This is a genomic window from Clostridium sp. Marseille-P3244 (assembly GCF_900120155.1).
Classification (GTDB): domain Bacteria; phylum Bacillota; class Clostridia; order Lachnospirales; family Lachnospiraceae; genus Mediterraneibacter.
Genome location: NZ_LT635549.1, coordinates 1,996,497 through 2,023,059, shown reverse-complemented (window position 1 = coordinate 2,023,059; position 26,563 = coordinate 1,996,497). Strand labels below are relative to the sequence as shown.

The 26,563-nt window shown below is 46.5% G+C and carries 33 protein-coding genes and 1 other RNA gene; 8 read left to right on the top strand and 26 right to left on the bottom strand.

The genetic code is table 11. The features are described from left to right. Positions 1–133: 133 nt before the first annotated feature. From BQ7367_RS11415 to BQ7367_RS11375, 9 genes are all read right to left on the bottom strand, one after another. Positions 134–1,081, bottom strand: a complete 948-nt coding sequence (locus BQ7367_RS11415) for a hypothetical protein (RefSeq protein WP_207647046.1) — start codon at positions 1,079–1,081, stop codon at positions 134–136. Continuing rightward, positions 1,078–1,362: a hypothetical protein gene (locus BQ7367_RS11410; protein ID WP_207647045.1), complete on the bottom strand. Its 285-nt coding sequence runs from the start codon at positions 1,360–1,362 to the stop codon at positions 1,078–1,080. Before BQ7367_RS11410 ends, BQ7367_RS11415 begins: the two co-directional genes overlap by 4 nt. 2 nt (positions 1,363–1,364) lie before the next feature. Beyond that, positions 1,365–1,886 (bottom strand): hypothetical protein, encoded by a 522-nt coding sequence (locus BQ7367_RS11405; protein WP_072525544.1) that lies wholly within the window; start codon positions 1,884–1,886, stop codon positions 1,365–1,367. Between the two features lie 71 nt (positions 1,887–1,957). Then, entirely contained in the window at positions 1,958–2,203 is a 246-nt protein-coding gene (locus BQ7367_RS11400; RefSeq protein WP_072525543.1) for an HNH endonuclease signature motif containing protein, read from the bottom strand. Further along, on the bottom strand, positions 2,184–2,405 hold the full coding sequence (locus tag BQ7367_RS14355; RefSeq protein ID WP_072525542.1) for a hypothetical protein: 222 nt from the start codon (positions 2,403–2,405) through the stop codon (positions 2,184–2,186). Before BQ7367_RS14355 ends, BQ7367_RS11400 begins: the two co-directional genes overlap by 20 nt. A 220-nt stretch (positions 2,406–2,625) precedes the next feature. Then, entirely contained in the window at positions 2,626–4,809 is a 2,184-nt protein-coding gene (locus BQ7367_RS11390; RefSeq protein ID WP_072525541.1) for a virulence-associated E family protein, read from the bottom strand. Beyond that, positions 4,806–5,000 carry a hypothetical protein gene (locus BQ7367_RS11385; protein ID WP_072525540.1) on the bottom strand — a complete coding sequence of 65 codons (195 nt, stop codon included), beginning with the start codon at positions 4,998–5,000 and terminating at the stop codon, positions 4,806–4,808. Before BQ7367_RS11385 ends, BQ7367_RS11390 begins: the two co-directional genes overlap by 4 nt. Next, positions 4,997–5,221: a hypothetical protein gene (locus tag BQ7367_RS11380; protein ID WP_072525539.1), complete on the bottom strand. Its 225-nt coding sequence runs from the start codon at positions 5,219–5,221 to the stop codon at positions 4,997–4,999. The genes BQ7367_RS11385 and BQ7367_RS11380 overlap by 4 nt, the downstream gene beginning before the upstream one ends. Before the next feature lie 5 nt (positions 5,222–5,226). Further along, positions 5,227–5,412, bottom strand: coding sequence for a hypothetical protein (locus BQ7367_RS11375; protein ID WP_072525538.1), 186 nt, complete (start codon positions 5,410–5,412; stop codon positions 5,227–5,229). A gap of 124 nt (positions 5,413–5,536) precedes the next feature. Between BQ7367_RS11375 and BQ7367_RS11370 the strand changes: the two genes are divergently transcribed. Genes BQ7367_RS11370 through BQ7367_RS11355 form a run of 4 tightly spaced genes read left to right on the top strand, consistent with a single transcriptional unit; the run spans position 5,537 to position 8,051 of the window. After that, positions 5,537–6,193, top strand: coding sequence for a helix-turn-helix domain-containing protein (locus BQ7367_RS11370; RefSeq protein WP_072525537.1), 657 nt, complete (start codon positions 5,537–5,539; stop codon positions 6,191–6,193). Then, positions 6,194–7,396: a tyrosine-type recombinase/integrase gene (locus BQ7367_RS11365; protein ID WP_072525536.1), complete on the top strand. Its 1,203-nt coding sequence runs from the start codon at positions 6,194–6,196 to the stop codon at positions 7,394–7,396. Between the two features lie 22 nt (positions 7,397–7,418). Next, entirely contained in the window at positions 7,419–7,712 is a 294-nt protein-coding gene (locus BQ7367_RS11360) for a helix-turn-helix domain-containing protein (protein WP_143142986.1), read from the top strand. A 15-nt stretch (positions 7,713–7,727) separates the two neighbouring features. Then, positions 7,728–8,051 carry a helix-turn-helix domain-containing protein gene (locus BQ7367_RS11355; protein WP_072525534.1) on the top strand — a complete coding sequence of 108 codons (324 nt, stop codon included), beginning with the start codon at positions 7,728–7,730 and terminating at the stop codon, positions 8,049–8,051. Positions 8,052–8,205: 154 nt separating this feature from the next. Here BQ7367_RS11355 and BQ7367_RS11350 read toward each other — a convergent pair whose 3' ends face one another. From BQ7367_RS11350 to BQ7367_RS11315, 8 genes are all read right to left on the bottom strand, one after another. Then, positions 8,206–9,216 carry a GGGtGRT protein gene (locus tag BQ7367_RS11350; protein ID WP_072525533.1) on the bottom strand — a complete coding sequence of 337 codons (1,011 nt, stop codon included), beginning with the start codon at positions 9,214–9,216 and terminating at the stop codon, positions 8,206–8,208. A gap of 66 nt (positions 9,217–9,282) precedes the next feature. Next, positions 9,283–9,975, bottom strand: a complete 693-nt coding sequence (locus BQ7367_RS11345; RefSeq protein WP_072525532.1) for an iron-sulfur cluster assembly scaffold protein — start codon at positions 9,973–9,975, stop codon at positions 9,283–9,285. A 219-nt stretch (positions 9,976–10,194) separates the two neighbouring features. Continuing rightward, positions 10,195–10,767, bottom strand: coding sequence for a CinA family protein (locus tag BQ7367_RS11340; RefSeq protein ID WP_072525531.1), 573 nt, complete (start codon positions 10,765–10,767; stop codon positions 10,195–10,197). An 81-nt stretch (positions 10,768–10,848) separates the two neighbouring features. Continuing rightward, positions 10,849–11,391 (bottom strand): CDP-diacylglycerol--glycerol-3-phosphate 3-phosphatidyltransferase, encoded by a 543-nt coding sequence (gene pgsA / locus BQ7367_RS11335; protein ID WP_072525530.1) that lies wholly within the window; start codon positions 11,389–11,391, stop codon positions 10,849–10,851. Continuing rightward, complete coding sequence (rimO, locus tag BQ7367_RS11330; protein WP_072525529.1) at positions 11,388–12,710, bottom strand: 30S ribosomal protein S12 methylthiotransferase RimO; 1,323 nt, start codon at positions 12,708–12,710, stop codon at positions 11,388–11,390. The genes pgsA and rimO overlap by 4 nt, the downstream gene beginning before the upstream one ends. 51 nt (positions 12,711–12,761) lie before the next feature. Next, entirely contained in the window at positions 12,762–13,004 is a 243-nt protein-coding gene (gene rpoZ, locus BQ7367_RS11325; protein WP_072525528.1) for a DNA-directed RNA polymerase subunit omega, read from the bottom strand. Between the two features lie 64 nt (positions 13,005–13,068). After that, complete coding sequence (gmk, locus tag BQ7367_RS11320) at positions 13,069–13,692, bottom strand: guanylate kinase (RefSeq protein WP_072525527.1); 624 nt, start codon at positions 13,690–13,692, stop codon at positions 13,069–13,071. Positions 13,693–13,705: 13 nt separating this feature from the next. Next, on the bottom strand, positions 13,706–14,584 hold the full coding sequence (locus BQ7367_RS11315) for a YicC/YloC family endoribonuclease (protein WP_072525526.1): 879 nt from the start codon (positions 14,582–14,584) through the stop codon (positions 13,706–13,708). Between the two features lie 157 nt (positions 14,585–14,741). Between BQ7367_RS11315 and BQ7367_RS11310 the strand changes: the two genes are divergently transcribed. Beyond that, positions 14,742–16,478 carry an Rqc2 family fibronectin-binding protein gene (locus BQ7367_RS11310; RefSeq protein ID WP_072525525.1) on the top strand — a complete coding sequence of 579 codons (1,737 nt, stop codon included), beginning with the start codon at positions 14,742–14,744 and terminating at the stop codon, positions 16,476–16,478. A gap of 13 nt (positions 16,479–16,491) precedes the next feature. On the opposite strand, the gene BQ7367_RS11305 is transcribed toward BQ7367_RS11310, so the two are convergent. Together BQ7367_RS11305 and pheA are read right to left on the bottom strand one after the other, a co-directional pair. Next, positions 16,492–17,766: an ATP-binding protein gene (locus tag BQ7367_RS11305; RefSeq protein WP_442855378.1), complete on the bottom strand. Its 1,275-nt coding sequence runs from the start codon at positions 17,764–17,766 to the stop codon at positions 16,492–16,494. A 101-nt stretch (positions 17,767–17,867) separates the two neighbouring features. Further along, the gene (gene pheA, locus BQ7367_RS11300) at positions 17,868–18,998 is read right to left on the bottom strand and encodes a prephenate dehydratase (protein WP_072525523.1); all 1,131 of its coding nucleotides are present in this window, start codon (positions 18,996–18,998) and stop codon (positions 17,868–17,870) included. 247 nt (positions 18,999–19,245) lie between these two features. On the opposite strand from pheA, the gene BQ7367_RS11295 reads away from it, so the two are divergent. The 3 genes from BQ7367_RS11295 (at position 19,246) to BQ7367_RS11285 (ending at position 21,343) form a co-directional block, all read left to right on the top strand. Beyond that, a complete protein-coding gene (locus BQ7367_RS11295) occupies positions 19,246–19,782 on the top strand; it encodes a nitroreductase family protein (RefSeq protein ID WP_072525522.1) in 537 nt (178 codons plus the stop codon). A 116-nt stretch (positions 19,783–19,898) separates the two neighbouring features. Further along, positions 19,899–20,819 (top strand): aspartate carbamoyltransferase, encoded by a 921-nt coding sequence (gene pyrB / locus BQ7367_RS11290; protein ID WP_072525521.1) that lies wholly within the window; start codon positions 19,899–19,901, stop codon positions 20,817–20,819. Between the two features lie 80 nt (positions 20,820–20,899). Then, positions 20,900–21,343: an aspartate carbamoyltransferase regulatory subunit gene (locus BQ7367_RS11285; protein WP_072525520.1), complete on the top strand. Its 444-nt coding sequence runs from the start codon at positions 20,900–20,902 to the stop codon at positions 21,341–21,343. 14 nt (positions 21,344–21,357) lie between these two features. Here the strand turns inward: BQ7367_RS11285 and rnpB are convergent. The 7 genes from rnpB to BQ7367_RS11250 form a co-directional block, all read right to left on the bottom strand. Beyond that, an RNA gene (rnpB, locus tag BQ7367_RS11280) (RNase P RNA component class A) lies at positions 21,358–21,747 on the bottom strand. Positions 21,748–21,785: 38 nt separating this feature from the next. Then, a complete protein-coding gene (locus BQ7367_RS11275; RefSeq protein ID WP_072525519.1) occupies positions 21,786–22,637 on the bottom strand; it encodes a pyridoxamine kinase in 852 nt (283 codons plus the stop codon). 82 nt (positions 22,638–22,719) lie between these two features. Further along, the gene (rnhA, locus tag BQ7367_RS11270; protein ID WP_072525518.1) at positions 22,720–23,208 is read right to left on the bottom strand and encodes a ribonuclease HI; all 489 of its coding nucleotides are present in this window, start codon (positions 23,206–23,208) and stop codon (positions 22,720–22,722) included. 1 nt (position 23,209) lies between these two features. Beyond that, complete coding sequence (locus tag BQ7367_RS11265; protein WP_072525517.1) at positions 23,210–23,926, bottom strand: MBL fold metallo-hydrolase; 717 nt, start codon at positions 23,924–23,926, stop codon at positions 23,210–23,212. Next, positions 23,923–24,387: a MogA/MoaB family molybdenum cofactor biosynthesis protein gene (locus BQ7367_RS11260; protein WP_072525516.1), complete on the bottom strand. Its 465-nt coding sequence runs from the start codon at positions 24,385–24,387 to the stop codon at positions 23,923–23,925. Before BQ7367_RS11260 ends, BQ7367_RS11265 begins: the two co-directional genes overlap by 4 nt. Before the next feature lie 49 nt (positions 24,388–24,436). Beyond that, a complete protein-coding gene (locus BQ7367_RS11255; protein ID WP_072525515.1) occupies positions 24,437–25,720 on the bottom strand; it encodes an amidohydrolase family protein in 1,284 nt (427 codons plus the stop codon). Continuing rightward, positions 25,717–26,559 (bottom strand): purine-nucleoside phosphorylase, encoded by an 843-nt coding sequence (locus tag BQ7367_RS11250; RefSeq protein WP_072525514.1) that lies wholly within the window; start codon positions 26,557–26,559, stop codon positions 25,717–25,719. Before BQ7367_RS11250 ends, BQ7367_RS11255 begins: the two co-directional genes overlap by 4 nt. Positions 26,560–26,563: the final 4 nt, after the last annotated feature.

Below are 26,563 nucleotides of genomic sequence, written 5' to 3'. Positions count from 1 at the left end.
TTAATTTTGATACTATTATTTTATATCTTATTATTGTTGTTGTCAATTACTTTTGATACCATTTTTATATACGTCAGATTTAATACTTGAAAAAAAAGGGGGTAGCATAACACTACTCCCTCAAGCATACGTCTTAAGATTCTTCGTCCTGAAGATAATCTTTATAGCGTTCATCTAAGCGTAACAGTTCTCCAATATCCTCATTGCACTGAGCAATTTTTATCACCTTATCTCTTGCAAGAGTAGGATACTGCGGATTTATCAATATATCAATTAAGCGTTTGTCGTTCTCCGTGAGTTCACGTTTAATCTTATTCTCCGGCAATATACTATTGGCCTGATCCATAATTGTAGAAAACTTTCCTGCTTCATCTTTTCTAAAATAGACATCCATGTTTATAGCCACATAATCCGGTGTCTTATTATCGAGCAAATGCGCCATTTTTGCATTTTGCCCGGCATATGAATACAGCAACCCGGTAACCGCCCTCTTATAGTTATTAAAGGCTTCATAAATTTCTTCTATATTCGGAAGGTCAAGATGTATATACGGATCTTTTACAGTTCCTTTTTCATATTCAATTTGCCCGTTATCTTTTGCTTTTGCAACGCTTGCTTCTTTTGTTCTGCTTTCAGCTAACTGGTTAAGTAAGCGCCGCTCCATATAACTCGTTGCTCCCTCCTGCAGTATGCTGAATTCAAGATCTGTCAACTGCAGTCCTGATAATTTTATGGTCGTAATCTTATTTGCAAAATCGACCTTTACTGGTGCGTTAAAATACTGATCCAGACTTTTCTTAATTTCCTCGAGATAATGAAGAATTATAGGTTCTGCCCATGCTCTCAAGCCCTGAAATCGAGCCTTACAATTTATATCAGGGTTATTATTTATCCTATACTTTTGAATATATTCCTCTGTCCATTTCCCCTCCATTTCTTTTGTTTTTGCATCTAACTTTTGTTTGCCCAACAAAAGCCCTGCCTCCAATGTGTCAACTTCTTTCTTGTACTGCTCCAGTGTCTCTGTAATTTTTTTTACATATTTCTTGTATCGCATATATTGTGTTCCATCCTTTCTCAATTCATAGATTTAGTTTCGTTAATGTCAAAATCATTTTCTGGCACATACACTATCGGACAGCCGCTTTGATCAATTTTATAAACTCTCTTCAAATCATTTGACAGTCTCCGCTTAATTAGTGCCATTCTCCCATATAAGCGCCGCATAGCAAGCATTATTGCACTCCTGGAATACCCGTATTTCATATGAAGAGCGTTACTAAAAACCGTTTCCAGAATGTATCCATTACTAGATATAGTATTTTCCATTTCAGAATATACAATATCTTCAATCCGTTTCATACTCATTCCAGTACCTCCCCCAACTTCGGAAGTTCTTCTGTTTTAATCTGTGCGGTATCTCCTAATGTTGGCAATTCGGCAGCAGTCAGAACCTTTCTTGTAGGTGTATCAGGTATATTTTCCTCAATACTGATAGCATCTTTGTATGACAGCCAATTTTTCATAAGGAATATTCCTGACGGTGGAGAAATTTTCCCACCGAGCATAGCCTGCTCAAGAAAAGCGCCGATAAAAGCCTTTGCCGCAAGAATCAAATCTTTCTTACATTCCGAACAGTCTTCGCCATGGCTCCACCGAAAAAGCGTTGTTCTGCTTATATGTAACGCCATACAGAGCGACTCAATCCCGGGACGAATTGAAGAACGTTCACAAAACGAAAAGTAATCATCAATTCTCTGTTTTGTTTCTTCGTCCGTCTGCGGCCTGCCTAAATCGTACAATTCTTTGAGCGATCCAACTATTTCCTGTACTGTTGACGGTTCCATGTTGTCTAATCCGGCTTGCGGATAATTACGTTTTCCCATCTTTAACCTCTTTTCTGCCTTTAACGGCTGTTTTTTAGTTCCTTTTTTGTGATGTCACCTTATTCGTTGCACTAAGCTCTACGCCGGTTATAATATGCGTGAATCTTCTTGTGACACGAACCACACAATGTACACAGATCTGTAAGTACATTTTCATTCCCCAGTCTTGCATAAGTGATATGATGCACCTGTACGCTTCTAATCTTATCAAGTGGTCTGCCACACATCACACAGCCACCATCTATGGCTATGCGTTCCTGTTTCTTGCGCTTCCATTTATTACTTCGCATATAATCCTTATACTGTTTTGTCTGCATTATTAGCCATCTCCTTACACTTACGCTCCAACTCATTCACAACGGCAAGCAGCAGATCAACTGCAAATTTATGGTTTTCATATTTTTTTGCTATTCCAGAACTTTCTTCAGCTAGAGCCGAATAATAATCATCCGTGTTTTTTACCTCTGCATACTTCTTGTGAAAATCCCAGACATCTTTGTATAAATTCCAGTAATTCACATTAATAACCTCCAAAAACCGTTACAATAAAAACCGTTTCTACAATGACTACAAACTACGGTCACAATCTCAAAGACTTTTATATAACTGTATATATCCTCTTCTCTATTATTTCTTATAACTCTTTTATTTCTTTGTAGAGAATGTAGTAATAGTAGAATATATAGGAAAATCAAGGGTTTGAGCCGTCTACATTCTTACTACATTTTCGGCTACAATCTTAATCAAACGGTAATCCTGGAAGCTCTGTTTCTGAAATTTCCATAAAATCACTGCTACAATCTTTCAAACTGAAACCACAATCTTTTTCTAGTAACGTGTTTGTAGTACGTCTCCGGAAACCTCTTTGACTTCCGTACTCTCCAAATTTAACTGGATTCGGTATGCGCTCCCAATCTGGTAAACTAAGAATAATGTTATTAATCTCTGATGCCTGCCACTTTGCGGGGCGTCCCGATTCGTTCAATGCTTTCTGCCATATCTCGATTGCACACGTCCTATGTTTGTCTGACAGATACTCTTGAATGATTCCCACCTTGCCATCATCTAACATACTTTCTGCCTGTAATTCTTCAGCACGTTTCTTACATGATTCAGGCAGCAGTAATTTAGGTTTCTCAGTTTTATAAATATGAACAGCTTCCGCCCATGCAGCTTTAATATCGTCCATGGCTTGCGGATCAAACAGACTTTTCTTCGGTTCTTTCACTCCTGTCTGAACAATTAAGAAACGCCTGTTTCCTGTTTCATCCTGCAGAAAGTCACTTTTATTCGTTGTGCCTGCAAATACCGATTGTCTGAGAAATATATCGGCCCTGCGCTCATATGGTACGCGGTATTTATCCTGTGTAGCTGTCAAGAATCGCTTCACTGAATCCACACCTCCGGCAGTCCGTGCGAGAGATTTGAGTTCTGCAAGTTCTATAATCCATGATCCCATAAGCGACTGCGCCGCTTTATCCGAATCTAGGCTATCAAGAGAATCATTGAACCAGCTATCATTTAAAGCCATGAGCTGAAGAAATGTGCTCTTCCCGAGCCCTTGTCTCCCCTGAAGAATAACTGTGTAATCAAATTTGCATCCCGGATGATAAATTCTCGATACCGCCCCCAGCATCCACAACCGCCAGACCTGATAGTTATAGTCAGAATCTTCAGTCCCCAGATAATCTGGTAACAGTTTTCTTATATGTTCTTGCTCATCCCATTCAAATGAATCTAGCAATTCTCTGACCGGATGAAATCTATGCCTCATAGCCACATTTTTTACGGCGTCAAAATAATCATTACGTCCTGTCAGTCCATAATCGGACTGCAAGATAGAAAACAGTGCTGAATCATCAAATGAGCTCCACGCCCTATAGTTATTTCTGGAATCTTCCCACGGTGTATTACCCATTAAATATGTTTGCTGTGAAAATTCGTCAAATTTAATCTTATCTCTGAATCTGCCGTCATTCTCTAGCACTATCTCAAAATTTTTTACATTCTGGATCAGCTTTCTGCTTTTCTCGTTTCCGTCCTTGTCGTATTCAACCTTGTACATGAGCATTTGACGGACATCATTCACTTGATTTTCTGCTGTCATGCGGTTGTTATCTGTAACGGGTATTTCACAAGGAAGAAGCCTCTCAAACTCTTCTTTGCTATGCCCTGCTTCAAAGTAGTCTGTTATATCTCCTTTGGCAATATCCGGCACAGGAAGTATTACTTTTACGCTCTTAGCAATTTCCTGTAGATCAGCACATATTTTATCTGCAACTCTACGCCCTGGCTCATCATTATCTGACAAGACATATACAATGGCATCTTTAAACAATGGTGCGAAATCTGCTTGCCAATCATTAACCCCGCCGTAAGTTATCGCTGTATAGCCTTGTTTTGTGAGTGTATCGACATCTTTTTCACCCTCGGGTATAAATATAGGATTTCCCTCTGCAATCGTCTTATTTAAGGCTTGTGCATTACCATAGATAGCTTTATAGCTCTTCCTTCCTGTCCTGCCGATACCATAAGTAAAACGCCCGTTTTCCAACTTACCATATAAAATTTTTTTGCCCTCAAGCCTAATCTTGGTAAAAGCATATGCACCGTTAATAGAATAGTAGTGGTAAACTGCTTCAATCCGGCGTTTCTCTCTCCCCTCCACATAGGCTCGCCAGTTCGGGCTTCTCGGTGCCGCATCATAAAACGTATCTTTCTTCATAAGTCCTGCTGCCCGTAAAACTGCATCTACCTTACAACCCGCATGACAGTAAAACAATGTACATTTTCTCCCCTTTGTGACAGTTAAAGAAGCGTGTTTATCATCATGCGCCGGACACCTGCATTGCGCTTTATTCTCGTAACGGTTCTTTACATCAAAAAACTGCAGGTTATTCTCAAAAATTTCATTGTCAGTCATTCACAGTACCCCGTTTCTAACACATAACGTATCTGCTCTGCTTCTTCATTTAAAGAATTTATTTTCCAGTCACAAAATCTGTAGAAATCGAGATCATAACTATAATCTGTCTGCATTGTTTTCCAATGGATGCATTCTACCTCTATAGATGCCTGTCTCTCTAGCAGTATCCTATTTGCCTTTATCGTCATGATTCCGCACCCCCTTTGTAAACAAAGCCTGTTTCCTCATAGAATTTTTTAGGATAGATCAGATAAGAATAATGCTGGCTTTTTGGTGTCCTTTTGTATGCACACCCCCATGAAACAACGCCCTGTTGAAGCAGCAGCCGAACAGTCTGACTATCCATTTTTAGAGCCTGCGCCGCTACTGATACCGGAACATTCGCGCAGTCAAATGTAATATCTGACATATAAATCACCGTCCTGCTTCTGTTGCCAGTTCGTCAATTATTGCTTTGATTTCTGCTTTTTTATCCTCTGGGAGTTCATGCCTTAATACTCTTGAAAAAGCTGTTTCATGTGCATATCCTAATTGTTCTGATACTTCCCACAGATTGACCCCGCGTTCTTTTGCATAGTTTCTTATATCAAGATTCTTCATGCCATACCTCCAAAATAATAATATCAATAGTTATTACTTGACGAACGTTCGTTGTAATCTTATAATAGCAGTATCAATAAGGAATTCATATTCCTAAATTAAACGTAAAAAGAGGTTTGAATCAATGAGAAAAGTAATAGATATTCCTATTTGGTATAAAAAAAACAGAATAGTTGAACTGCGAAAAGAATCTGGATATAACCAGACACAAGTATCAGAAAAAATAGGATGTGTGCTAAAGACATATCAAAATTATGAACAAGGACATAATTATCCTACTCTTGAATATGCAAGCAAATTAGCAAATCTTTACAATGTAAGCATAGATTATTTACTTGGTCGTTCAAATTGTAGACGTATTGAAGATTCATACATAAGCGAAAAAACTGGATTAGATGATAATGCTATCCAAACTCTAAAAATTTTAAAAAGAAGTGGTTATATAGTAGATCTCATCAACTTTATCATGAGAGATTACGCTATATATGGTAGCTTTTTAAGTAACTTATCACTATATTTAGATAACGATTACGATACTCCCGTACATTTTGACCAGCATCTTCAGACCTATGTAGAATCAGAAGAACCAGGAGAAAGCATCATGCTAACAAATGGAGAAAAGACAGTTACAATAGGTAAAAAGCTGAATTACGAAGTTCTCGGCTCTCCTGCGTATGGTACAATACACGTTCCTGTATCTATATTAGAATCTCATGCACTACACTGTATTCAAAAACAACTTGACGAATGGAAGAAAGAATACAAAAAAGGAAGTGATTAAATGTCGTTATTAAAATGTCCTGAATGTCAACATGATGTATCTGACAAAGCAGCCGCCTGCCCTCATTGCGGTTATCCTATGAATAGCCCCACAAGTACTAAACCGCGTATAAGAAATGGGAAACCCACAAAATTACCTAATGGCTTTGGTACTGTCTACAAGCTCTCTGGCAAGCGTTCTAAGCCTTATAGAGCGGTTAAAACTGATAAATGGGTATTAGATACCGTTACAGGAAAAAGTAAGCAGATTCGCTTTACTATAGGCTATTACTCTACTCGAGAGGAAGCCATGATCGCTCTGGCCGATTATAATGAGAATCCTTACGATATTAAAGCTGACAGTATCACTTTTTCTGAAGTATACGACAAATGGAGTGAGGGCTACTTTCCCACTCTGTCGAATCCGTCCAGCATCAGAACAATTACGGCTGCATACGCTTATTGTAACGGTCTCTATGATATGCGTATGAAAGATATAAGAGTCTCCCATTTAGAGGGTACAATCTTGAATGCAGACGTCGGAGACAGTACGAAAAGCAGAATTAAAAGTTTATTTAATATGATGTATAAATATGCTGTAGCACACGACATTGTGGATAAGGACTATGCTTCAGTAATGTTCGCTAATGGGAATCCGATAAAGCATCAGCGGACAAAAGAAGTTGTTCCATTTTCATCTGAAGAAATCGAGCAATTATGGACGGTTAAAGACACTATTCCATTTTCTGATATGGTGCTGATCGGAATATACAGCGGATGGAGACCACAGGAGTTGTCTATTTTAAAAGTGGAAAATATTGATCTGGAAGCTGAGACAATGAAAGGCGGATTAAAAACTGATGCCGGAAAAAACCGGATTGTGCCAATTCATCCATTAATAAAGCCGTTAATAAAAAACCGTTTACAGGAGGCAACCGGCTTACAATCTGAGTATCTGTTTAATGATCCGAACGGGCAGCAGGGCACGCACATGACATATGATAAATACCGTAAACGATTTGAAAAGGTTATGAAATGCTTGAATATGAACCACCGCCCGCATGAAACCAGACACACATTTATAACAAAGGCTAAAGCCTGCAACATGGATGAATATGTCTTGAAGCTCATCGTGGGACACGCTATATCAGACATAACCGAAAACGTATATACCCATAGAACCGTTGAGCAATTAAAGGCAGAAATCCGGAAGATTTCGGAGTAACGAGAGGGGAAATACATAAGCCATGAAAAAATATTTGTCAAGACTAAGTAGTGAACTTATAAGTAAAATGGACGAAAATCACTGGAGTATAGCTCAATTGTCAACTATGTGCCATATTTCTTACCATGGGATGTGCAATATTGTAAACGGAAATGTAAACGATATTAACTTTTCTACTTTTATTAAAATCTGCGAGAACGCTCATATCTCTTATGCTGATATATTTGACATTGATGATAATGAATTATTGGAAAGAGAAATGAGAAAGTTTAATCTCACAAACGGAAAAATGAAATTTAAATTGCTCAAAGAATAAAAGGAGAGGTTGAAAATGGAAGATATAAAAGGGTCATCATTCCTTGAAAATCTAAGATGTCTTATTATAAAAGAAATGGAAAAAAGGCACTGGGACATGACAGAAATGGCAATTCAGTGCGACATATCATATAGGAATTTACAATCAATTTTATATGGGGAAAGAAAGGATATCAAACTATCTACGATTGCAAAGATATGTAATGTATTGAATTTTCATTTATTTGTAGTGGATAATGATACTGAGGAATGTATAGAAAAGATAGAAAAAATTAATGATAAACATAAACAATCAGTATATGACTATATAGACTACATATATACAACAGGCAAACACTAGAGGATGCGGCTTAATTCCGTATCCTTTTTATATGTGAAAATTTGTGTGCTACCGCTTGTGTGCTACTTGTGTGCTATCTGTGTGCTACGTGGCAAAATTAAGGGCTCCCGCTGACTTTTTGCATCAACGGAAACCCTTGATTTTACTGGATTTTTTAGAACTTGCCAGCCTTAGCAGCTTCCTCAATGGCAACTGCCACTGCAACAGTCATACCCACCATCGGGTTATTTCCTGCACCGATCAGACCCATCATCTCAACATGAGCCGGTACAGATGAGGATCCTGCAAACTGTGCGTCAGAATGCATACGTCCCATTGTATCTGTCATACCGTAAGAAGCCGGTCCTGCCGCCATATTGTCCGGATGAAGGGTACGTCCTGTACCACCGCCTGACGCAACAGAGAAATATTTCTTCCCTGCCTCTACGCACTCTTTCTTATATGTGCCTGCAACCGGATGCTGGAAACGGGTCGGGTTCGTAGAATTACCTGTAATAGAAACATCCACGCCTTCTTTCCACATAATCGCAACACCCTCGCGGACATCATTCGCGCCATAGCAGTTTACTTTTGAACGAAGTCCGTCAGAATAAGCTGTCCTGGAAACTTCTTTCAGTTCCCCGGTATAGTAGTCATACTCTGTCTGTACATATGTAAATCCATTGATCCTGGAAATGATCTTTGCAGCGTCTTTTCCAAGTCCGTTGAGGATAACACGAAGAGGTTTCTTGCGGACCTTGTTTGCCTTCTCCGCAATCCCGATCGCGCCCTCTGCCGCTGCGAAGGACTCATGTCCGGCCAGGAAACAGAAACAGTCTGTCGACTCCTCGAGAAGCATCTTTCCGAGATTTCCATGGCCAAGTCCTACTTTACGCTGATCAGCCACAGATCCCGGGATACAGAATGCCTGCAGGCCTTCTCCGATAGCAGCGGCAGCGTCTGCAGCTCTTGTACAGCCTTTCTTGATGGCGATCGCAGCGCCTGTAATATATGCCCAGCATGCGTTCTCAAAACAGATCGGCTGGATCCCCTTGATCTGATTATAAACGTCCAGTCCGGCATCCTTTGTAATCTTTTCAGCCTCTTCCAGGGAAGCGATGCCGTAGCTGTTTAAAACTTCATTGATTTTATCAATTCTTCTTTCATAAGATTCAAATAAAGCCATTTATATATCCTCCTGATTATTTACCTTTCCTGAGATTTTCGATTAAGAACAATCTAACTGCCGCGCCTACTCTTTACGCGGGTCAATGATCTTCACTGCATCGTCCACACGGCCATACTGTCCTTTTGCCTTCTCCCAGGCATCGTTCGGTGTATCGCCAGCTTTGATGAAGTCCGTAAATTTCCCAAGGCTTACGAACTGATATCCGATGATCTCATTGTTCTCATCCAGAGCAATACCTGTTACATAGCCCTCTGCCATCTCAAGGTAACGGGGACCTTTCGCCAATGTACCGTACATTGTACCAACCTGAGAACGAAGTCCTTTTCCAAGGTCTTCCAGTCCTGCTCCGATCGGAAGCCCGTCCTCAGAAAACGCGCTCTGTGTTCTTCCGTATACGATCTGAAGGAACAGTTCTCTCATTGCTGTATTGATCGCATCACAGACAAGGTCTGTGTTCAGTGCCTCTAAAATAGTCTTTCCCGGAAGGATCTCAGATGCCATAGCTGCAGAATGTGTCATGCCTGAACATCCGATTGTCTCTACCAGCGCCTCCTGAATGATACCGTCTTTCACATTCAGGGTCAGTTTGCAGGTTCCCTGCTGAGGTGCACACCAGCCTACGCCGTGTGTCAGACCGGAAATATCCTTGATCTCCTTTGCCTGTACCCATTTCGCCTCTTCCGGGATTGGAGCTGGTCCGTGATTTGCGCCCTGTGCTACCGGGCACATCATTTCTACTTCATGTGAATAAATCATGTTAAAACTCCTTTCAATATGTATGATTTTCTTCCTTATACGGTATAGGACTATTTTCGCACAAAAATCGACAGTCCCGTGCTTTTGTTATTTCTCCACCGAACTGTCTGCGCGGGCCAGCCGCGCGCCACCTGCCGCACACAGCCTCATCCACACCATATATAAGCTATTTTCGCACAATTTACAATATTCGTCAATCATGAGTTTGTCTGTTTTTTCTCAATCTTTTCCGGCCTTTCCTGTCTTTTCAGCCTGCACCGGATCTTTGCCTGAAGGACACATGTCCTGTATCGCCTCTTTGAGCATGGTAAGCGCCGCCCGGACTGTATCCAGCCGGTTTTCCGACCGGTTTCCGGCAAAATGACATTTTTTTACCATGGTCTTTCCCTTCAGACAGCAGCCAATATACACCAGACCCACCGGTTTTTCTTCTGTTCCGCCTCCGGGTCCTGCGATCCCGGTGGCGCTCAGGGCAGCGTCTGCCCCTGCTCTTCGGGCGGCTCCTTCCGCCATCTCCCTGGCAGTCTCTTCGCTGACCGCCCCGAATCTTTCAAGGGTCTCGTGTCTGACCCCTACAAGCCGCTCTTTTGCTTCATTGGAGTAGGTCACATACCCTTCATTCAGCACATCAGAAGCCCCTGCCACGTTGACGATCGTTCCGGCGATCAGACCTCCGGTACATGATTCTGCGGTCGTCACGGACAGCCTGTTCTTTGCCAGGAGCTCCACCACTGTCTCTTCCAGGCTTTTTTCTTCGGATACCCGCTCTGCCAGTCTCCACCCAAGATCCATCTCTTGACTCCTCCCGGTTTTTTCAATTTCTATTCATCTCTGCCACTTGGCTTTTCGTTCTTCCGTCACTGTACCGGCATTCTACATCCCGCCCTGGGTAAGTACCTGACGGTTCTTCCAGACATAATCGATCAGGGAAATAACTGTCAGCGCCGTGGCAATCCAGATCAGAACCGTTCCCACCAGATCAAACACACCGCCAAAGTCCGCGATGAGCACGATAATCATCAGCATCTGGAATACCGTCTTGAATTTGCCCCAGTAACTGGCCGCGATAACGATCCCATTATCAGAAGCCACAAGCCGGAATCCGCTGATGATAAACTCTCTTGCGATAATAACAATAACAATGACCGCGTCCAGTTTCCCGGCGGGGATCAGACAGATCATGGCAGAGCAGACAAGAAGCTTATCTGCCAGCGGATCCATAAATTTCCCGAAATTAGTCACCAGGTTATACTTTCTGGCGATCTTTCCGTCCAGCATATCCGTCAGGCTGGCAATAATAAAAAGCCCCAGCGCGATCCATTTGTTGGCGGCGCCGCCCACATCCGTAAGCATGAAAAACACAAAGAACGGCACCAGGATTACTCTTAATACAGTCAGTTTGTTTGGTAAGTTCATATCAATTCTCCTATCAGATCATAATCTACAGCCCCGGTTACTTTCACTTTCGCAAAGTCGCCGGACAACAGTTCCTCATCCGTATTGATAAAAATCAGTCCGTCCACGTTTGGAGCATCCCGGTAAGTTCTCCCCACGTAAACATTCTCATCCGCCACCTTTCCTTCGATCATCACCAGTACTTCCCTGCCTGTCATTTCCCCGGCATTTTCAAAGGCAATCTCCTGCTGAAGTTCCATCAGCCTGGCCTGGCGTTCCTCTTTCACCTGTTCATCGATCTGGTCCGGCATCCCGGCCGCAGGGGTCCCTTCCTCGGGAGAATACGTAAACACGCCCAGCCGGTCAAATTCCATCTCATCTACAAATTCCATCAGCTCCTCATGCTGCTCGTCCGTCTCTCCGGGAAATCCGGTGATCAGCGTGGTACGCAGACAGATATCGGGAATCTCGCGCCGCAGTTTTTCGATAATATCCACCAGTTCCTGTTTGGAGGTTCTCCTCCCCATCCGCTTCAGGATCTGATCGTTGGCATGCTGGATCGGAAGGTCCAGATAATGGCAGATCTTCGGTTCTTCTTTCATCACCCGGATCAGATCATCTGTGATTTCCTCCGGATAACAGTAAAGGATGCGGATCCAGTTAAATCCGCTGATGCGGCAAAGCTCTCTTAGAAGTTTGTGCAGTGATTTTTCTCCGTACAGGTCCATTCCGTAGAGCGTTGTCTCCTGAGCCACAAGGATCAGCTCCCGGACCCCCTGTTCTGCCAGCGCTTTCGCCTCTTTTATTAAACGTTCCATGGGCACGCTGCGGAAATTCCCCCGGATTTTCGGTATGATACAGTAAGTGCAGTGCTTATCGCATCCCTCCGCGATCTTCAGATAGGCGAAGTGGCCGCCTGTGGTCACCAGCCGTTTCGTCTCCGGCAGAGGAAGGGCATTGATATCAGAGAGTATAACGGAATGTTGTCCGTCAAGCGCCCGGTCCACCGCGTCCAGAATCCGGTCATAGGCCGTCGTGCCCAGCACTTCATCCACCTCCGGAATCTCATCCAGGATCTCCTGCCTGTACCGCTCCGCCAGGCAGCCTGTCACGATGATAGCTTTCACCTTCCCCTGTTTTTTATATTCTGCCATATCCAGAATGTTCCGGATGCTCTCTTCCTTGGCGTCATGAATAAAGCAGCAGGTATTGATCACGATGATGTCGGCCTCCGCCTCGTCATCTGTCATCTCATATCCTCTGGATGCCAGCAGACCCAGCATAAATTCGGTATCCACAAGGTTTTTATCGCATCCAAGAGAGATAAACAGTATCTTCATATCACTCCTCCAAAAAAGGCAGATACCACATGTGCATCTGCCCTGTCTTTTCTACTCTCCCGCGTTCTCCGCCATGATCTTTAATTTGCCTTCATTCAGCTCTTCAATGGCAATAGACAACGGCTTCTCCCCCTCTTTCGCGTCAACAAGAGGAATATCGCCCGCTATGATCTGCCTTGCCCGCTTGGATGTGGCCATCACGATGGAATACCGGCTGTTGACAATCTTAGTCTCTCCTTCCTCGACATCTTTGTTTACTACTTTCATCAGATCTGTGTATGATGGATGCAGCATATTTTTCTCTTCTCCTTTCTTTCCTCTGCCGGGTTGTTCCCGGCACAGGACGCACTTTGCAGTGTCACAATTTTCTCAAATCTTCTTTAATTATCTTTACAAATGCTTCATTACGGAAGCTTCTGTGGTGTTCTCCCTGGATAATTGCGTGCATTTCCTCCACACAGGTATCCAGATCATCGTTAATGATCAGATAGTCGTAACGGTCCATTCCTTCTGCCTCTTCGCACGCGCGGGCTATCCTGGATCGGATCACCTCCATGGTCTCCGTCCCCCTGCCCACCAGCCGTTTTCTCAGCTCTTTTGCACTGGGCGGCGTGACAAACAGAAGCAGCGTATCCGGAAATGTCCCTCTGACTTTCAGCGCGCCCTGGATCTCGATCTCCAGGATCACGTCTTTTCCTTCTGCCAGCTGTTCCTCGACATATCTTTTCGGCGTCCCGTAGTAATTTTCCACGTATCTAGCATACTCTATCAGTTCGCCTTTGGCAATCATTTTTTCAAATTCATCTTTTGTGATGAAAAAGTATTCTCTTCCATGCTGTTCTCCGTCTCTGGGGGCTCTTGTCGTAGCGGAAACAGAAAGCGCATATGTATCCGGATATTTTCCCAGAAGCTTTTTCATCAATGTTCCCTTGCCCGATCCGGAAAAACCGGAGACGACCGTTAAAATTCCTTTTCTTTCCATAACTCTCTTCCTTTTATTCGATATTCTGGATCTGCTCCCTGATCTTCTCGATCTCTGTCTTCAGACTGATCGCGCAGTCGGACACTTCAATATCATTTGCTTTGGACAGGATCGTGTTGGCCTCCCGGTTCATCTCCTGAGCGATAAAATCAAGCTTTCTGCCGATTCCCTCTTCTTCCTCCAGGGTATTTTTCATATGCTGGATATGACTCTTCAGACGGACGACTTCTTCGTCTGTACAGATTTTATCTGCGAAAAGGATCACTTCTGCCGCGATCCGGCCTTCCTCGATCTGTGTGTCAGCAAGGAACTCTTTCATCTTCTCTTCCAGCCTGGCCCGGTATTCCGCGACAATCTGCGGAGAACGCTCTTCTATAAATGAGACCTGCCCGCCCAGATAATCCAGCTTGGCAAGAATATCCTGCTTCAGGTTCTCTCCTTCAGCTTTTCTCGTCTCTACAAACTGGACAAAAGCTCCTTCAAGCGCTTCTTTCAGTCCATTCCAGAGTTCCTCCTCGTCCTCGCTCTGTTCTTCCATGGTAAATATTTCAGGGAAGCGGGAGAGTATGGAAACACGGACGTCATTTTCCAGGCCGAACTCTTCTTCCATCTGTCTTAAATACCCCAGATATTCCGCCGCCAGAGCCCGATTGTATTTCACAGAGACCTGTGACTGAGAAAGATCCTCATAAGTAATAAAGATATCCACCTTTCCCCTGGCCGCGTAGGATTTTAAAAGCGACCGGATCGAAGTCTCAAAGAAATTCAGTTTTTTCGGCATTCGGATGTTTACATCCAGATAGCGATGGTTCACACTCTTTATCTCGACTGTAAATTTCCTCTCATTTTTCTGTACCTCGCACCTGCCGAAACCTGTCATGCTCTTTATCATATTTTATCATCCTCTGTCATTCTACTTATCTATATACATAACTGTCCAGAATACATTCTGTATTATACCTCCTGGCCGCACAAATGGTCAACAGCTCTTTTTCTCCTGTAACAGTTGTGTTATACTCTATAACAGAAACAAAAACGGAGAAATAGTTATGGCATTTGATGGAATCGTCGTGGCATCCCTTGTCCACGAATTAAAAAAAGAACTGATAAACGGACGTATCGCAAAGATCGCTCAGCCCGAAAACGAGGAGCTTTTGCTCACCTTAAAATCTCCCGCGGGTCAGAAGCGCCTCCTGATCTCGGCCAACGCGTCGCTTCCTCTGATCTGCCTGACAGATACGAACAGGCCCGGTCCGACCGCGGCGCCCAATTTCTGCATGCTGCTGCGCAAACATATCAACAACGGACGGATCGTGGATATCCGCCAGCCCGGGCTGGAGAGGATCATCGTCATTACAGTTGAACACCTGAATGAAATGGGGGATCTCTCCCGCAAAGATCTGATCGCGGAGATCATGGGAAAACACAGCAATATCATCTTCTGCTCAGAAGACGGGAAGATCATTGACAGCATCAAGCACGTCTCCGCCCATGTCAGCTCCGTGCGGGAGGTCCTGCCCGGACGGGAATATTTTATTCCGGACACCATGCACAAGGCGGATCCTCTGACAGTCTCCCGGGAGGAATTCCCGGATCTGCTCACTGGGAAGCCCATGCCGCTGGCCAAAGCGGTCTACACCAGTTTCACCGGGATCAGCCCTGTAACGGCTGAGGAGATCTGCCATCTGGCGGGACTGGATCCTTCCGTTCCGGCGCAGGAATACTCGGAAGATATCCTTTTTCATCTGTATACCCAGTTCCAGATTTATCTTTCTGCGGTAAAGGATGGGAACTTCTCGCCTGCTATTTATTATGACGGGCGTGAGCCGAAAGAGTTTGCCGCTCTGCCGATGACCCATTTCTCCACCTATACCAGAAAGGAAATGGACTCGATATCGGAAGTCATCCGTAACTATTATGCCTCCCGCAGCACGATCACCCGCATTCGTCAGAAATCTGCCGATCTGCGCCATATCGTTCAGACCGCGCTGGAACGCAGCAGAAAAAAATACGACCTTCAGATCCGTCAGCTGAAGGATACCGAAGGCCGGGAGAAGTACAAAGTCTATGGAGAACTGATCAATACGTACGGCTACAACACGGCCGAGGGGGCAAAAGAACTCCGTGCCGTAAATTATTATACAGACAGACCTGTGACCATTCCTCTGGATCCGACAAAGACTGCCCGGGAGAATGCCCAGAGATATTTTGCCAAATACAATAAGCAAAAGCGCACCTTTGAGGCCCTGTCCAGACTCTGTGTAGAAACCAAGGAAGAAATCGACTATCTGGAATCCGTACAGACATCTCTTGACATCGCCCGTGGCGAAGATGATCTTGCCGGCATTAAAGAAGAACTTGTAAATGCCGGATATATGAAGCAGAAAGCGGCCCGCAAAAAAATCAAGATCAAGAATACCCCTCTGCACTATATCTCCCGTGACGGATACCATATGTACGTGGGGAAAAATAATCTCCAGAATGATGAGCTCACCTTCAGTTTCGCCGTCGGCAATGACTGGTGGTTCCACGCCAAACAGGCTCCCGGTTCCCACGTGATCGTAAAGACCAACGGGGAAGAGCTTCCGGATTCCACCTTTGAAGAGGCTGCCCGCCTGGCAGCCTATTATTCCAGTATGCGGGGAAGCAGCAAAGTGGAGATCGATTATGTGGAGAAAAAGCAGGTCAAGAAACCCAGAGGGGCAAAGCCCGGCTTCGTCGTATATTATACGAATTACTCCATGGTGATCGACAGCGATATCAGCGGCATACAGGAAGTTCTCTGATCCCGCGTTCTGATCATTCTTTTCCCAGAAGATAGTCCACAAACTGCTGCGCTGTTCTGCCTGACAGACCTCCGTGGGAGAGCTCCCACTTGTTCGCCTCCAGAAGCAGTTCTTCTTCCGGCATGTCCACTCCGCCCCTGCGGGCCAGAACCCGCACGATCTCCTGAAATTCTTTCTTGTCGGGAGATCCGAAGTAGATGGTCACGCCGAACCTTGCGACAAGGGAAAGTTTCTCCTGGACCGTATCATTGGTGTGCAGTTCTTCATCCCGGTCCGCCTTGTCCTTAAACGTCTCACGGATCAGATGACGGCGGTTGGAGGTGGCATAGATCAGTACATTTTCCGGCCTGCGCTCAAGCCCGCCCTCGATGACAGCCTTCAGATATTTGTATTCGATTTCAAATTCTTCAAAAGACAGATCATCCATATAGATGATAAATTTATAATTCCTGTTCTTGATCTGGGCGATCACATCATTCAGATCCTGGAACTGATGCTTGTAGATTTCGATCATCCGGAGTCCCTGATCATAATACTGGTTCAGGATTGCTTTGATGGAGGAAGACTTTCCTGTCCCCGCGTCCCCGAACAGAAGGCAGTTGTTCGCTTTTCTGCCCCTCACAAAAGCTTCTGTATTCTCGATCAGTTTCTTCTTCGCGATCTCATATCCCACCAGATCATCCAGATGTACATGGGCGATATTCGTAATGGGAACGATCTCCATCTTCTGTCCCTTCGGATGTTCGACCCGAAAGGCTTTGTGAAGTCCCAGTTTTCCCACACCGAATTCCCGGTAGAACTGGGTCATTTTCCCCTTGAAATCCTCCGCGTCTGCCGCGCTCTTAAGAGAAACGGCCAGAGTACAGATCCTGTCACGGATCCGGCGGTTGAATACTTTTCCGCTGCCGGATGTATTTTCATAAGTCAGAAGCACACCGATGCAGCCTGCCTGAAGATCCTTTTCAAGAATAGAAAAGTCATAATCAAACAGCTCTTTGAATACCCCGAAATCATGAAGGGCAATCTCATTGATACTCCCATCCACTTCTCCAACGATCTCACAGGAAGTGCTGTAGGCGTTTTCGTCATTTACCAGAAGGAAAGTCAGATACGTATGCCAAAGATTCCCGTAGAATCCATGGCTTACCGAAAGTTCCAGCAGTTCATTGACACAGATAAAAAGCCGGCTTCTCAATTCTTCTTTATCATACCGGACGCTTCCATGGTTCTCCATAAGGAAGGTCATATCTTCCAGTATATTTCCGTAATCCATATTTTTATATAACATCAGCTCATTGGTACGCATGTCTCTGTTCTTCTCCTTTTTCTTCTCCCGCCTCTTTGTCTGTGCGTATCTCTTACACAGAACCTTCCCGGGTTTTCGGAATTTTAATAATTCCCCAGAATCTTCAGATTCTTACACTCTTCCCGCAGTCCCCGGATGGCATTCTTCACTGCCGCGTCTTCAAGATTTCCCTCAAAATCCACAAAAAAACGGTATTCCCAAGGTCTGCCCTTGATCGGACGGGACTCGATCTTTGTCATGTTCAGGTCATTATAGATAAAATGTGACAGGATCCCGTACAAAGATCCGCTTTGATGGGGCAGCTCGAACCGGATACTGATCTTCGACGCGTTCCCGAGGAAGATTTTCTGGTTTGTCACCACGATAAACCGGGTCGAATTGTCATCGTCATCATTGATGTCATCCACAAGGACGGTAAGCCCATATACTTCCGCCGCATAGGAACTGCAGACAGCCGCCTGAGCCATATCCTGATCTTTGAGCACCTTCTGTGCCGCAACTGCCGTGTTGACTACACTCATTCTCTCCCATCCCGGATGTTCGTCAAGAAATGTTGTCGTCTGCATAAGCGCTTCCGTCTTGGAGTATACTCTCCGGATATCAGACAACGACGCTCCGGGCAGTCCGGAAAGCGTATGTACAACAGGAAGAATCGTCTCTGCCACAATGTAATTCTCAAACTCATCCAGCAGATCATACATCTCAATGACAGGACCCGCGGTGGAATTTTCAATAGGAAGCACCGCGTAATCCGCGGCTCCTTCTTCGATAGCCTCCATGGCTTCCCGAAAAGTCCGGACATGGAAGGATTTTACTTCTTTCCCGAAAAACTGCTGCATAGCGGCCTGACTGTATGCTCCTTCCGTTCCCTGGAAAACAACTCTGGCATTCTTCTTGTCCAGATCATCGATACGGATAAACGGAAGCCTTCCCAGAGCTCCTGCCTCCACAAGCTGCTGGTACTGCAGTTTCCGGCTCAAGGACATAAGCTGCTGATACAGCTCCTGTATGCCTTTTTTGTTGAAATCTCCGGTGATTTTAGAAGCCACGTCCGCCAGCTTTTCCTTCTCCCTCTGCCGGTCAAATACCTTCCGTCCTGTCTTTACCTTGTATTCTCCGACCTCTTTGCAGACTTCCATTCTCTCCTGGTAAAGTGCCGCCATCTGGTCATCTATCCTGTCCAGTCTGTCTCTCAGTTCATCCAATGCCGCCATTGAAATTCTCCCTTTCCCTTATCTGCGTATCGCATCTTTTTGGTCTTGTACTTCGCGCCAGCTCTCCGCGCGGCTTATACGTTCACATACACTCAGTTAGTATATTACATTTTCCCGTCAAAATCTACTTCTGGATTTAAATTCGTTGCAGTCCATGTGGAAAAATCACTGCCGGCCGGACAGATTAGAGTTGAAAATCAAAACATTTTAGTATATGATTAGGTGGAGAATTTAGGGAGGTACTAAAATGAACGTTACGGAATGCATGAAGACCCGCAGGAGTATCCGTAAGTTTAAAACGGACCCTGTAGATCACTTAAAGATCGAATCAGTGGTTTCATCAGCTTCTTATTCCCCTTCCTGGAAAAACACTCAGATCACCCGCTATACTGCGATCGAAGATTCTTCTCTTCTTGCAGAGATCGCGGATAAATTCACCCCGGAGTTTAATTCAAATATTATCCGTCAGGCGCCCGTTCTTGTCGCCGTCACTTTTATAAAAGGCAGATGCGGTTATGAGCGGGACGGATCTTTTACGACCAAAAAAGGAGATCGCTGGCAGATGTTTGATGCCGGGATCGCCTGTCAGAGCTTCTGCCTTTCCGCATGGGAGGCAGGTCTGGGCACTGTGATCATGGGAGTGTTTGATGAGGATGGGATCTCAGCATTACTGGAGCTTCCAAAGGATCAGGAGCTTGCTGCCCTCATCGCTGTGGGATACCCCGACATCAGCCCTGAGGCCCCCGGGCGGAAACCGGTGGAAGAACTGCTCCGGTACCGGTGACGGAGTTTCCCGGATCAGAAGATCTGAAAAACACCGGCTTTTGAAAACAACAGTTACATATACAGGTACAATGATAAATTTACTGGATGCGCAGGCATCCTGCAAGGAGGTTATTTATGAGACATTTAATGAGCCCGCTGGACTTTTCTGTGGAAGAGCTGGACAAACTTCTGGATCTTGCCCAGGATATTGAATCGGATCCGAAAAAATACTCGCACGCATGTACAGGAAAGAAACTGGCGACCCTCTTCTATGAACCCAGTACCCGGACCCGTCTGAGTCACGAGGCCGCCATGCTGAACCTCGGGGGAAGCGTCATGGGATTTTCTTCCGCAGATTCCAGCTCCGCGGCAAAGGGAGAGAGTGTGTCTGATACGATCCGCACCATCTCCTGTTACGCGGACATCTGCGCCATGAGGCATCCGAAAGAAGGAGCTCCCATGGTGGCTTGCCAGCACTCTTCCATTCCCGTGATCAATGCCGGGGACGGAGGACACCAGCACCCCACTCAGACACTGACAGACCTGCTGACCATCCGGAATGTGAAAGGACGTCTTAATAACCTGACGATCGGGCTGTGCGGCGACCTGAAATTCGGACGTACTGTTCATTCTCTGATCAATGCGCTGGTACGGTATGAGGGAATCCGCTTTATCCTGATCTCTCCGGAGGAGCTGAGACTTCCGGGATATATCCGGGAAGACGTTCTGGACCGGAACAATATTCCATATAAAGAAGTCGTCCGCCTGGAAGAAGCAATGCCGTCACTGGACATCCTCTATATGACCCGGGTCCAGAAGGAAAGGTTCTTCAATGAAGAAGACTATGTGCGCATGAAGGATTTCTACATCCTGGACAAAGCAAAAATGAAACTGGCGCCTGAGGATATGTATGTTCTTCATCCGCTTCCCCGGGTCAATGAGATCGCTGTCGAAGTCGACGATGATCCCCGGGCGGCATATTTTCGCCAGGTACAGTACGGTGTCTATGTACGCATGGCTCTGATCCTGACGCTGCTCGACATTCATGTAGACTGACGGACAGACATCACTGTGTCACATCCACAGACAGGGAACGGAACAGAACGATTTTATTCTGCAAAGAAAGGGAAAACAATATGGTAAAAAATACACTCAATGTCGGACGTATTTCGGAAGGTTTTGTACTGGATCACATTGAAGCCGGAAAAAGTATGGAGATCTACCGCTATCTTCATCTGGACAAGCTGGACTGCTGTGTGGCCATCATCAAAAACGCCAGGAGCAGCAAGATGGGACGAAAAGATATCATGAAGATCGAGTGCCCGATCGATTTTATGGATCTGGACATTCTTGGGTTCATTGACCACAATATCACCGTTAATATTATTGAAAATGAGGAGATCGTAGATAAGAAACAGCTCACGCTGCCAAAAGAGATCCGCAATGTGATCCGGTGCAAGAATCCGAGATGCATCACTTCCATCGAGCAGGGGCTGGACCATGTCTTTGTACTCACCGATGAGGAAAATCAGATCTACAGATGCAAGTACTGCGAAGAAAAATATCACAGACACGATTAAAAGATATAAAAAATGTGTTAAGCAAGACGATAAGCCGGGTTATGTCGTGGACGATCATCTGTCTAGACGCAGCGTCACCGCTGCGCTCAAGCGACCAACCTGAAGCGTGGCGGGCAGCCACATTGCTTCTGTCCGGTCTTGCTTCGGATGGGGTTTACATGTGCCCTCTCTGTTACCAGCGAGGCGGTAGTCTCTTACACTGCCTTTCCACCCTTACCGGGGCAGGTTCTGAAAGTAGAGCATCTCTTCTCCACTTTCAGAGCCTGCCCCGGCGGTTTATTTCTGTTGCACTGGCCTTGGAGTCACCTCCACCGGACGTTATCCGGCATCCTGCCCTGTGAAGCCCGGACTTTCCTCGTCTGCGGCCTTTCGGCACTTGCAGCCGCGATCGTCTGTCTTACTTAACACAGTATTTGATTATACTATATCAAAATAAAAATTGCTACTGTTTCTTTTGATCCAGGTATCTGTCAAGCGTCCTGCACAGCCAGGGGATCTGAGGCTCAAACTCTGCCCCGTACCATCTGGCCTCCCCGGCGGCTGCCGTTCCCTCGATACAGGCCACGACATAATCCGCGGCCAAAGACAGTGCATCCCCCAGATCAAGCCCTCTCATCAGCGCGCCCGTCACAGTGGACGCAAAGATATCTCCTGTCCCGTGATAGGACTGTTCGCAGTATTTTGTAAAATAAGAAAATCCCTTTCCGCTGCGGTCAAGATATGCCACGCCCAGCCGGTCCGGCTCATAGCTGACACCGGTCAGGACCGCCGTACCGCATCCCAGTTCCAGAAGTCTTTCCAGAAGCTCCCGGATATAGGAGTGGTCGTATGTGGTCCGGTAGGGCATCCCGGTAAGAAGTGACGCCTCTGTAATATTGGGCAGGATCACGTCCGCTTTCCTGCAGACTTCGGCCATGGCCGCCGGGAACGTATCGTCAAATGCCGGATAAAGCCTGCCGTCATCCGCCATTGCCGGATCGACTACGGTCAATACGCCGTCCCCTCCAAAGCGTTCGAAAAACTTTATAATCTGGCCGCACTGTTCTTTCGAGGCCAGATAGCCGGTGTAGATTCCGTCAAATGAAATTTCCTGCTGTTCCCATGCGTCCGAGATCGGTCCGATCTGATCAGACAGATCCACGCAGGTAAACTGCCGGAACATTGTATGATTGGATAATACGGCTGTGGGAAGGATCCCGCACTCCACGCCCATGGCGGATATTACGGGCAGCGCCACCGTGATAGAGCAGCATCCTACGCAGGATATATCCTGCAGTGTTACGATCCGTTTCATAATGATATCCCTCTCTTCTGTAATTCTTACAAAAGAGTATATCAAATATGGTTTGGTTTAAAATAGCCAGAAATCCTTTTTCTTACCAGTCCAGTTTTATAAGCCCTTTGTCTTCAATAAGGTTTTCTCCATCTGCCGCTGACGTGGCCAGTTCATCACACCGTTCATTCTGAGGATGTCCGTTATGGCCTCTGACCCAGTGGAAACTGGTCTCGTGGGGTTCCTTTGCCTTCAGAAGGCGTTTCCAGAGATCCACGTTCTTGACCGGCTCATTTTTCCCCCGTTTCCATCCTTTCTTCAGCCATCCGTCTACCCAGTGCTGATTAAACGCGTTTACTACATACTGGGAATCTGAATACACCTCCACTGTACACGGACGGTTCAGAGCCTCCAGTCCCGCGATCACAGCCATCAGTTCCATCCGGTTATTGGTGGTCCTGACATACCCCTGAGAGATCTCCTTTACATGAAGCTCCCCCTTTGTATCCACGTATTCAAGAACAGTCCCATATCCTCCGGGGCCGTCCGGATTCCCGCGGGCCGCGCCGTCTGTATATATTCTGACCAGCATGTTACTCTCCTTTTCTTTCCGGTTCCTGCAGGACAAATGTCTGTCCCGCTCTTTCAATCTTTACAATCCTGTCCCTGTATTCTTCCGTAGATTTCTCAAGCGCCAGGCGGTCAAAGATTTCATAATTCCCCCAGAAATGCATGGGAAATACCCATCTGCTCCATACCCGTTTCATAAAACAGTCCAGACCCCAGAAGTACTGCTCTCCCAGACGGGGATCTACCGGCACAAAGGCGACATCAATCTTTTCATTCTGGAGCTTGTTGATCTGGGACTGATAGGAACGCCGCATCATAACATTAAACGCTTCCGGTTCTCCCTTCCAGTGCCACCAGTTCAGATCTCCCGCGTGATAGATGGTTTTTCCTTCGCAGTGTACCACAAATGCCACGCCTTCGTCATTGGAACGCAGCGTCCGCACAGAAGCATCCAGGACCGGATACTCTTCTCCGGGCCCCACGGAAATAATGTCTTCCCGGTCAGGAAGGCCTGCCGGATATATATCAGATGATATGATAAACCGTACATCAGGCCGTCCGCCGAACATGTCAAATATTTTCCTGTTATAGTGGTCATAGTGGGCGTGGCTGACAAAAACAAGCATCTTTTTGTCCGGATCCAGTCCGGGCAGTTCCCCCCTGTAATAATCAAACAGCAGACAGCTGTCCTCCAGCTCCACAAGGAATCCACTGTGCTCGAGATAGGTCACTTTCATCATGACTGAAGCCCCTCCAGAACCTGTACCGCCTCCGAAAGGATATATTCCATATCCTCCTTTGCCGTCTTCGCGCTTTCCGGCAGATTGATGATCAGAGTATTTTTCCGGATCCCCGCGGTCAGCCGGTCCAGCATGGCCTTCTTTGAGTATCTCAGATTGTACGCCCTAAGCGCTTCCGGGATCCCCGGGATCAGCACATCTGCCACACTGGCGGCCGCGTCTGGCGCGCAGTCATCCGGCCGGCATCCGGCCGCCCCGGTGGTCAGGATCAGCTCCACTGCCCCGGAATCCGACAGCTGCCGCATGACCGAGGAGACTACTTCTTTTTCCTGTGGGAGCACTCCCGCCGCCTTCACCTCAAAGCCTGCCTGTTCCAGCATCCGTTTCAGCGAGAACGCCGCGGCACTCTGTGCTTTTGCTCTGTATATTCCAGTATCGATCGTAAATATTGCTGCTTTCATCTTGTGTACCCCTTTCGTTTCCCCCGTTTTCTGTTTTCAGTTTCTAAGATCAGCTGTCCCCCAGGATCCTGTCTGCGATTCTTTCCGCGTTCTCATAGATCTCCCCCGGCTCCCCTCCGATATAAAAGATCCCGTCCCGATACAGTACTCTCCCGTCCACCATGGTCATCTTCACATTCTGTTTGCTCCCGCTGTACACGAGATTCTTTTCGATGCTGTGGAGCGGCCGCATATTGGGCTGCATCAGATCGATCATGATCAGATCTGCCCGCTTCCCCTCCGCCAGGATATCGCAGTCTGCAAGCCCCATGGCATGGGCTCCTGTGGGGACGGCCATCCGCAGCACATCCATTGCCGGCACGGCCTCGGGATCATCCCGCAGGACTTTCTGCAGTCCTGTGACAAGGAACATCTCCCGGAACATGTCCAGACAGTTATTGCTGGCCGGTCCGTCTGTGCCCACAGCCACCGGGATCCCCATGTCCAGATATCGTTTTACCGGGGCGATCCCGCTTGCCAGTTTCAGATTGGACGCCGGATTCGTCACCACATAAAGACCTCGTTTTCTGATCAGGTCAAAATCTGACTCATCCATGTGTACGCCGTGGAACAGTCCGCCGCCATGGCGGAACAGTCCGAGCGAATCCATATAGGCCACCGGGCTCATCCCCGAACGGCCGCGGCACTCTTCCACTTCCTTTTTTGTCTCGGAACAGTGGACGTATACCGGAGCCTTATATTTTTCAGAGAGAGCGGCGATCCCCTCCATCAGCTCCCGACTGGTGGTGTACTCCGCATGGAAACCGATCTGGTAAGAAAGCCGGCTGTTCCCGTCTTTATTATAATCCAGGTAATCCCTCTCCATCTCTTCCAGAGTCCCGCCGTAATCATTGATATCCCCGCAGAATACCATCCGGAAGCCGGTCTCCTCCACTGCCCTGGCGCTGCTGTCTTTCCTCTTATACATGTCAAACACAGAAGTGATGCCGCTGGTCAGATATTCCATCACCGCCAGCTTGGTCAGCCAGTAGATATCTTCCCCGGTCAGCTCCGCCTCTGCGGGAAATACTTTCTCAAACAGCCATTCCTGAAGTTTCATGTCATCTGCGTACGAGCGCAGAAACGTCATGGGAGAATGGGTGTGGGCATCCTTGAATCCGGGCATGATCAGATTGCCTTCTGCGTCAATCTCCTCGTCCCAGCTGTCTGTCTTCTCGCTGTCAGGAGTTCCCACACAGGTGATCCGGCCGTCCACTATCTGTACTTCTCCCTGAAATACCGGACGTCCGGGCTCCATCGTCAGTATTCTTGCGTTATAGATCCTTGTTTTCATTGTCTTTTCTCCCATAGTCCTATTTTCTGGATGCTCTTTGTGACCAGCCGCTCGAATTCTCCTGCCCGCCTGTCCGCTACATTCTGCACATCCAGGTGACTCAGTTCCTGGTCGGACATCCCGCTGGCCATATTGGAGATACAGGAGATCCCGCATACGCGTACCCCCGCATGGCGGGCCGCGATCGCCTCGCAGGCTGTGCTCATCCCCACAGCGTCCGCCCCCAGAGCCGCGTACATCCGGATCTCAGCCGGACTTTCGAAATTGGGACCCGAAGTCTGCAGGTATACCCCTTCCTTCAGCGGGATTTTTTCCTGCTCCGCCGTCTTCCGGATTACATCCGCCAGTTCCGGATCATAGATATGTGTCATGTCCGGGAAACGCTCTCCCAGCTCCGATACATTTTCCCCGATCAAAGGCGATGGCACGAAACTCGAGATCTGATCCGTGATCAGCATAAAATCTCCCACCTGAAACTGACGGTTCATGCCGCCGGAAGCATTTGTCACAAAGAGAGTCCGGATCCCCATCCGTTTCATCAGACGGACAGGAAGAACTACCTCCTCCATCGGATAACCTTCATAATAATGTACCCGGCCCTTCATGACAACCGCCGGAACGTCTCCAATATATCCCAGCAGGAATTTCCCTTCATGTCCCTGGACTGTGGATACAGGGAATCCTGGAATATCGCTGTACGGGATCTCTTTGATGACCCGCATGTTGCGGGCGTATCCTCCCAGACCGGATCCAAGGATCAGCCCTGTCACCGGGGCAAAATCCGTCACAGATCTGTAGTATTCATAACATTTCTCCAGTTTTTCATACGGTCTGCTCATCTGC

Coding starts and splice junctions, on each gene's coding strand:
- BQ7367_RS11345 (WP_072525532.1), bottom strand. CDS start 9,975: ATGATTTATTCACATGAAGTAGAAATGATGTGCCCGGTAGCACAGGGC.
- pheA (WP_072525523.1), bottom strand. CDS start 18,998: ATGGCGGCATTGGATGAACTGAGAGACAGACTGGACAGGATAGATGAC.
- gmk (WP_072525527.1), bottom strand. CDS start 13,692: ATGGAAAGAAAAGGAATTTTAACGGTCGTCTCCGGTTTTTCCGGATCG.
- BQ7367_RS11385 (WP_072525540.1), bottom strand. CDS start 5,000: ATGACGATAAAGGCAAATAGGATACTGCTAGAGAGACAGGCATCTATA.
- BQ7367_RS11340 (WP_072525531.1), bottom strand. CDS start 10,767: ATGGATCTTGGGTGGAGACTGGCAGAGCGGGTATCCGAAGAAAAAAGC.
- BQ7367_RS11400 (WP_072525543.1), bottom strand. CDS start 2,203: ATGCAGACAAAACAGTATAAGGATTATATGCGAAGTAATAAATGGAAG.
- rimO (WP_072525529.1), bottom strand. CDS start 12,710: ATGAAGATACTGTTTATCTCTCTTGGATGCGATAAAAACCTTGTGGAT.
- BQ7367_RS11255 (WP_072525515.1), bottom strand. CDS start 25,720: ATGAAAACAAGGATCTATAACGCAAGAATACTGACGATGGAGCCCGGA.
- BQ7367_RS11295 (WP_072525522.1), top strand. CDS start 19,246: ATGAACGTTACGGAATGCATGAAGACCCGCAGGAGTATCCGTAAGTTT.
- BQ7367_RS11250 (WP_072525514.1), bottom strand. CDS start 26,559: ATGAGCAGACCGTATGAAAAACTGGAGAAATGTTATGAATACTACAGA.
- BQ7367_RS11310 (WP_072525525.1), top strand. CDS start 14,742: ATGGCATTTGATGGAATCGTCGTGGCATCCCTTGTCCACGAATTAAAA.
- BQ7367_RS11375 (WP_072525538.1), bottom strand. CDS start 5,412: ATGAAGAATCTTGATATAAGAAACTATGCAAAAGAACGCGGGGTCAAT.
- BQ7367_RS11380 (WP_072525539.1), bottom strand. CDS start 5,221: ATGTCAGATATTACATTTGACTGCGCGAATGTTCCGGTATCAGTAGCG.
- BQ7367_RS11410 (WP_207647045.1), bottom strand. CDS start 1,362: ATGAAACGGATTGAAGATATTGTATATTCTGAAATGGAAAATACTATA.
- BQ7367_RS11305 (WP_442855378.1), bottom strand. CDS start 17,766: ATGTTATATAAAAATATGGATTACGGAAATATACTGGAAGATATGACC.
- rpoZ (WP_072525528.1), bottom strand. CDS start 13,004: ATGCTGCATCCATCATACACAGATCTGATGAAAGTAGTAAACAAAGAT.
- BQ7367_RS11315 (WP_072525526.1), bottom strand. CDS start 14,584: ATGATAAAGAGCATGACAGGTTTCGGCAGGTGCGAGGTACAGAAAAAT.
- pyrB (WP_072525521.1), top strand. CDS start 19,899: ATGAGACATTTAATGAGCCCGCTGGACTTTTCTGTGGAAGAGCTGGAC.
- pgsA (WP_072525530.1), bottom strand. CDS start 11,391: ATGAACTTACCAAACAAACTGACTGTATTAAGAGTAATCCTGGTGCCG.
- BQ7367_RS11365 (WP_072525536.1), top strand. CDS start 6,194: ATGTCGTTATTAAAATGTCCTGAATGTCAACATGATGTATCTGACAAA.
- BQ7367_RS11355 (WP_072525534.1), top strand. CDS start 7,728: ATGGAAGATATAAAAGGGTCATCATTCCTTGAAAATCTAAGATGTCTT.
- BQ7367_RS11360 (WP_143142986.1), top strand. CDS start 7,419: ATGAAAAAATATTTGTCAAGACTAAGTAGTGAACTTATAAGTAAAATG.
- BQ7367_RS11405 (WP_072525544.1), bottom strand. CDS start 1,886: ATGGGAAAACGTAATTATCCGCAAGCCGGATTAGACAACATGGAACCG.
- BQ7367_RS11350 (WP_072525533.1), bottom strand. CDS start 9,216: ATGGCTTTATTTGAATCTTATGAAAGAAGAATTGATAAAATCAATGAA.
- BQ7367_RS11260 (WP_072525516.1), bottom strand. CDS start 24,387: ATGAAAGCAGCAATATTTACGATCGATACTGGAATATACAGAGCAAAA.
- BQ7367_RS11390 (WP_072525541.1), bottom strand. CDS start 4,809: ATGACTGACAATGAAATTTTTGAGAATAACCTGCAGTTTTTTGATGTA.
- BQ7367_RS11275 (WP_072525519.1), bottom strand. CDS start 22,637: ATGAAACGGATCGTAACACTGCAGGATATATCCTGCGTAGGATGCTGC.
- BQ7367_RS11370 (WP_072525537.1), top strand. CDS start 5,537: ATGAGAAAAGTAATAGATATTCCTATTTGGTATAAAAAAAACAGAATA.
- rnhA (WP_072525518.1), bottom strand. CDS start 23,208: ATGCTGGTCAGAATATATACAGACGGCGCGGCCCGCGGGAATCCGGAC.
- BQ7367_RS11285 (WP_072525520.1), top strand. CDS start 20,900: ATGGTAAAAAATACACTCAATGTCGGACGTATTTCGGAAGGTTTTGTA.
- BQ7367_RS11265 (WP_072525517.1), bottom strand. CDS start 23,926: ATGATGAAAGTGACCTATCTCGAGCACAGTGGATTCCTTGTGGAGCTG.